The organism is Dolichospermum lemmermannii CS-548 (genome assembly GCF_028330815.1).
Taxonomy (GTDB): Bacteria; Cyanobacteriota; Cyanobacteriia; order Cyanobacteriales; family Nostocaceae; genus Dolichospermum; species Dolichospermum lemmermannii.
The window spans coordinates 1-5485 of record NZ_JAQMTJ010000234.1; the positions used below are offsets into that span (position 1 = coordinate 1).

Consider the following 5485-nt stretch of genomic DNA (forward strand, 5'->3'; position numbering starts at 1 on the left):
AGAACTATTTTTGGCAATGACCGATAATTTACCTTCCAAATGCTTCGCCCCTACTGACAACTGACAACTGACAACTAAAATAAAACCTCATGATTAAAAGTGTAAATTCGATTCCCGCCTTTGATATTAAACAACAATATGCCACCATTGAAACTGAAGTAAGTGCTGCTGTCTTAGCGGTTCTAGCTTCTGGGCGTTATATTGGTGGTCCAGCAATTACAGATTTTGAACAACAGTTTGCAGCTTATAATGGCGTAAGCGAATGCGTAGCTTGTAACTCTGGTACTGATGCCCTATTTTTAGCATTACGCGCTTTAGGAATTGGGGCAGGTGATGAAGTTATTACTACACCCTTTACTTTTTTTGCGACAACAGAAGTTATCAGTGCGGTAGGGGCAATACCAGTATTTGTAGATATTGATGCAACTACCTTTAATTTAGATGTAGAAAAAGTAGCAGCAGCGATTACAGCAAAAACCAAGGCAATTATGCCAGTGCATTTATTTGGACTCCCTGTGGATATGACAGGATTAATGGAGATTGCCAAAGCTCATAATTTAGCAGTAATTGAAGATTGCGCTCAAGCTACCGGTGCAAGTTGGGAAAATCAAAAAGTTGGGAGTATTGGACATATTGGTTGCTTTAGTTTCTACCCTACCAAAAATCTCGGTGGTTGCGGTGATGGTGGGGCAATTACCACAAATGATCCAGCGATCGCTACTCAATTGCGAATTTTGCGGGAACATGGGAGTCAGGTTAGATATATTCATGAAGAAATCGGTGTCAATAGTCGTTTAGATGCTATTCAAGCCGTAATTCTGCAAATCAAACTCCGCTATCTCGATCTTTGGAATAACAGACGCAAGCAAATCGCTGATTATTATTACGAACACCTCAGTCAAGTTTCTGATATCATTGTCCCCCAGGAATTTACCTCCGGAGTTGGTGTTTGGAATCAATACACCATTCGCATCTCTGGAGAAAGACGTAATGGTGCAAGTGGTAAATATCGAGATTCCGTAAAAAACCAAATGCAGGAACAGGGTGTTAATTCCATGATTTACTATCCCTTACCTTTGCATTTGCAACCAGTATATAAAAATTTAGGTTATCAACCAGGACAATTGCCAGTAGCAGAGCAAGCAAGTCAAGAAGTTTTATCTTTACCCATGTTCCCCGAATTGGAGCAAGAACAACAAGATAAAGTCATTGATACTTTGAAAAATTGTTTATCTTGAATTTGTCAAAGTGCGAAGAAGCAGGGGGCAGAGGAGCAGGGGAGAATATCTTTACTCTTGCCTCTTGCCTATTGCCTCTTGCCTATTGCCTCTTGCCTATTGCCTATTGCCTATTGCCTCTTACGCAAATGTGCGAATATTTGCAGTCGCTAAAGCTTCTACTAAACTCCGCACGGCAGCAATCATAGCGATTTCGCTGTTGAGTTGGTTGATAGCCGAACCGACACCAACACCAGATGCACCAGCAGCGATCGCTAAAGGTGCAGTAACATTAGAAATACCAGAAGCACACAGTACAGGTACAGAAACCGCACGGGCAATTTCATAAGCTGCGGCTAAAGTGGGAGCAGCCTTTTCAATTAGACCCAAAGTACCAGGGTGAATAGGATTGCTGCTAGTACCACCTTCAGTTTGAATAATATCAGCACCAGCTTTCACCAAATCTTCAGCCAGTTGTACCTGTTGGTCTAAGGTGAGAATATGGGGAACAGTCACAGATAGGGTAATTTCTGGCAGCAAGGCACGGGTTTGGCGAGTTAGTTCCAAAACCTCAGCAGCTTCAAATCTGCGTCCTTGGGCGTAGAAAGAATCGAAATTACCAATTTCAATCAAATCCGCACCAGCAGCCACAGCAGTGACAAACTTCTCTGGTTCAACCGCAGATACACAAATAGGTAACTTAGTCAAGGTTTTCGCCAATCTTACCAAATCCACATCAGCAGCAATATCCACAAAAGTCGCACCACCCAAATCAGCCGCTTTTACAGTTGCAGCCACACTAGCAGCATTGAAATTATTCAAACCGCTAATTACCTTTAGTACAGGATGAGCAAATGCCCGGTTGAGGTTAGGATACATAGTCATAATTTTTCTTTTGCAGCTTATTTCAGTAGGAATATTTTTACACTAAATATAGCAATATTTAATTTTGAAAAAAATTCAGTCCACTTCACTTCAGTAATTTCCTCAATTAAATAGTAGTGAAGTGTCTGTAATTATGGATACTACTGGTAGATGTGTTTTTAATGACCTGACACCAATAACTTATATTTTGCCTGTACTTGGAATCAAATAAAACTTCGACATTTACTTATCTTAAACAGCAACTTTTTCCTCAAGGAGCTTAAAAGTCTTTTTCGTCGCACCGCAAATAGGACAATTCCAATCATCAGGAATATCTGCAAACGCTGTACCTGGTGCAATTCCCGAATCAGGATCACCAGTAACCGGATCGTAAATCATACTGCATTGTCTACAAATCCATTTTTGCGTTTGCGGATCTTCACTGACAACTCTAGTGACAGCTTCTCCACCGTTTAATACTTCTAAGGCTTCAGTGTAGCGATCTGCGTGATGATTTTCAATGAATTTAAGCAATCCAAAACGATGGGCTGCGGTGCGAAATGTGTTAGCATGATCACTAGATTCTTGAGCTTGTTGGAGAAATTCTGCTGCTGCGGGATGATCTCGATCAGTTTGGGCAGCAGCAGCGAATTCAGGATACATTGTCGTGTATTCATAGGTTTCCCCTTCTATCGCTAAAGACAAACAACGAGAGATAATTTCCCGTTTTTGTGCATCAGTTAAAACCGCTGCGTCTTTAACTACAAGTTCTGGATGTAATAATTCAAAATGTGCAAAAGCGTGTTCAGTTTCTTGATCTGCTGTTTCTTTAAAAAGTTTCGCTAAATCGGAAAAACCCAGTTTACGTGCTACTGCTGCAAAAAATAGGTATTTACGATTTGCCATTGATTCTCCACCAAAGGCTGATTCTAAATTTTGTAGTGTAGTAAAATTGGACAAATCCATAATTGGTGAATCTCTATGAGAGGTTATTGCATTATATTAAAACATATACTTTAAAATTTGGTTAAAATGATTACTAACGAATTACCAAAATGCGTCGAGATTATTGCCAAACAACGGCAGTTTTTCCAAACTGGTAAAACGAAAAATGTTACTTTTCGGATTGCACAACTCAAAATCCTCAAACAATTAGTAATTGAGAATAAAACAGCAATTATTCAAGCATTAAAAGCCGATTTACGTAAACCAGAATTTGAGAGTTACGCTACAGAAATCGGTGTGAATAAAGAAATTGATTATGCTCTCAAACATATCAATACTTGGACAAAACCCAAAAAAGCAGCCGTTCCTTTAGACTTATTTCCATACTCGGCTAAAATATATCCAGAACCGTTAGGAGTAATTTTAATTATTAGTCCTTGGAATTATCCCTTTCAGTTAATTATCTCACCTTTGGTTGGGGCGATTGCTTCGGGAAATTGTACCATCATTAAACCTTCAGAACTTGCGCCTCATACTTCCAAATTAATCACAGAACTTATTCATAAATACTTTGATCCAGAATATATTACAGTTGTCCCTGGAGCAGTCGAAACTAGTCAACAGTTACTAGCAGAAAAATTTGATCACATCCTTTTTACGGGTGGTACAGCCATTGGTAAAATTGTCATGGAAGCTGCTGCAAAACATCTCACTCCAGTGACTTTGGAATTGGGTGGGAAAAGTCCTTGTATCATTGATACAGATATCAATCTAGAACATACGGCCAAACGCATTATTTGGGGTAAATTTATTAATGCTGGACAAACTTGTATTGCCCCGGATTATTTGTTGGTAGATGCTAAAATTAAACCAAATTTAGTTAATGCTTTGCAAAAATGTCTCAAAGAATTTTATGGTGAAAATCCTGCTAATAGTCCTGATTATGCCAGAATTATTCATCAAAAACATTTTGACAGATTAGCTAATTTACTCAAATGTGGTAAAGTGATTATTGGTGGTGAAACTAACCGTGAAGAACTTTATATTGCTCCCACTTTGTTAGAAAATGTTTCTTTAGAAGATGCAGTTATGCAAGAGGAGATCTTCGGGCCAATTTTACCAATCATTGAATATACAGATATCAATGAAGCTATTACCTTAATTAACTCTAGACCAAAACCCCTGGCTTTATATTTATTTTCCCAAAACAAAAACCTGCAAAACCGCATTTTACAGGAAACATCATCTGGGGGAGTATGTATTAATGACACAGTAATGCAGGTTGCTGTTTCTTCTTTACCATTTGGGGGTGTGGGTGATAGTGGGATGGGTAGCTATCACGGTAAAGCTGGTTTTGACACTTTTTCTCATGACAAAAGTGTCTTGCAAAACTCATTTCGTTTAGATATAAATTGGCGATACGCACCCTATCAAGGTAAATTATTGCTATTGAAAAAAATTATTGGCATTTAAAATTCCAGGAATCACAGAGTCAGAATTTAACTTGAGGATTTTCTAGGAATCCCAATCTATACTTCAATACCTTAGCCAAATTGAAAAAAGCCTTGATTCGTAGGTATTGATACAAAAAATGGCTTAATTGTTTGATTCTCCAGGTAGGGGTAAAGCGCAGTGCTAAACCCTTACACATTTAGGTTTTTAGTAATCTTGTAAAAATTCAAATCTCAGCCGTCACGAGTATAAATTTATTCTAACTCCTGAATTGGAGACTACTGAATTCTTCTTTAAGATTCTTCTGTTTCTTCTTCCTCAGTCGTTGGATAGACGAATTTAGAACGGCCACTCAAAATGGATTTACCAAGGGAAAGAGCTTTTTGCGCTTCAACAACAGCCTTGTGTCTCCAGGTAGCGCGACGTTTATCTCGTTTAGATTTTGATGTTTTCTTCTTAGGAACAGCCATGACAGCGGTATATCGTGATTCTTGACAACCTTCCTATTGTAAGCGATCAATTGACATTATGGGACTATTAAAAGAACTGTTATCCAAATCATCGCTAAAGATTAAGGACTGGAATGCTTGTCATCTATTGATCAAAGAACAGTAACAAGCGGGCTGTTTTGAAGTAAATTGCCCGCTTGTTGGGGATCAGGAAGTTTTTTCCATTGAGGACGACTGACTTTTAATGATAAGATTGGTGCGATCGCTTTCGTCATTAACCACAAAGGAACTGCTAAGAACAGCCAAACTCCACTATGAATAATTCGGATTTTTTTGCCAACTTGGCTGATAATTGAAACGAGGATCACTGAAAATGGTTGTTTCGTATAAATCCTGAACATAAACTTGTAGCTCCTGATTGACACTCTGCGGTCTAAAGACACGCAGATTCTTTAAGACTTGCTTAAAAAGGATAGTCAATTATCCTCCTAGACGCTCAAGGCAACTACCAGTACGACAGGTATTGCAATTGCGCTTACTTTTGATTTTTTTTGCTGC

At 38.7% G+C, this 5485-nt stretch carries 6 protein-coding genes; 2 read left to right on the top strand and 4 right to left on the bottom strand.

The annotated features are described in order from the left end of the window. Positions 1 to 89 precede the first annotated feature (89 nt). Complete coding sequence (locus PN450_RS15895; protein ID WP_213718254.1) at positions 90 to 1238, top strand: DegT/DnrJ/EryC1/StrS family aminotransferase; 1149 nt, start codon at positions 90 to 92, stop codon at positions 1236 to 1238. A 120-nt stretch (positions 1239 to 1358) separates the two neighbouring features. Here the strand turns inward: PN450_RS15895 and PN450_RS15900 are convergent, their stop codons facing one another. Beyond that, positions 1359 to 2102 (bottom strand): DUF561 domain-containing protein, encoded by a 744-nt coding sequence (locus PN450_RS15900; RefSeq protein WP_271836897.1) that lies wholly within the window; start codon positions 2100 to 2102, stop codon positions 1359 to 1361. Between the two features lie 231 nt (positions 2103 to 2333). Next, positions 2334 to 3047, bottom strand: coding sequence for a rubrerythrin family protein (locus PN450_RS15905; RefSeq protein ID WP_271836898.1), 714 nt, complete (start codon positions 3045 to 3047; stop codon positions 2334 to 2336). Between the two features lie 66 nt (positions 3048 to 3113). On the opposite strand from PN450_RS15905, the gene PN450_RS15910 reads away from it, so the two are divergent. Continuing rightward, positions 3114 to 4499 carry an aldehyde dehydrogenase gene (locus PN450_RS15910; RefSeq protein ID WP_271836899.1) on the top strand — a complete coding sequence of 462 codons (1386 nt, stop codon included), beginning with the start codon at positions 3114 to 3116 and terminating at the stop codon, positions 4497 to 4499. 272 nt (positions 4500 to 4771) lie between these two features. On the opposite strand, the gene rpmF is transcribed toward PN450_RS15910, so the two are convergent. Continuing rightward, on the bottom strand, positions 4772 to 4948 hold the full coding sequence (gene rpmF, locus PN450_RS15915; protein WP_041457480.1) for a 50S ribosomal protein L32: 177 nt from the start codon (positions 4946 to 4948) through the stop codon (positions 4772 to 4774). A 131-nt stretch (positions 4949 to 5079) separates the two neighbouring features. Then, the gene (locus PN450_RS15920) at positions 5080 to 5328 is read right to left on the bottom strand and encodes a hypothetical protein (RefSeq protein WP_246862924.1); all 249 of its coding nucleotides are present in this window, start codon (positions 5326 to 5328) and stop codon (positions 5080 to 5082) included. Positions 5329 to 5485 lie beyond the last annotated feature (157 nt).

Excerpts from the sequence above, each read along its gene's own strand:
- PN450_RS15895 (WP_213718254.1), top strand. The coding sequence starts at position 90 with ATGATTAAAAGTGTAAATTCGATTCCCGCCTTTGATATTAAACAACAA.
- PN450_RS15900 (WP_271836897.1), bottom strand. The coding sequence starts at position 2,102 with ATGACTATGTATCCTAACCTCAACCGGGCATTTGCTCATCCTGTACTA.
- PN450_RS15905 (WP_271836898.1), bottom strand. The coding sequence starts at position 3,047 with ATGGATTTGTCCAATTTTACTACACTACAAAATTTAGAATCAGCCTTT.
- PN450_RS15910 (WP_271836899.1), top strand. The coding sequence starts at position 3,114 with ATGATTACTAACGAATTACCAAAATGCGTCGAGATTATTGCCAAACAA.
- rpmF (WP_041457480.1), bottom strand. The coding sequence starts at position 4,948 with ATGGCTGTTCCTAAGAAGAAAACATCAAAATCTAAACGAGATAAACGT.
- PN450_RS15920 (WP_246862924.1), bottom strand. The coding sequence starts at position 5,328 with ATGTTCAGGATTTATACGAAACAACCATTTTCAGTGATCCTCGTTTCA.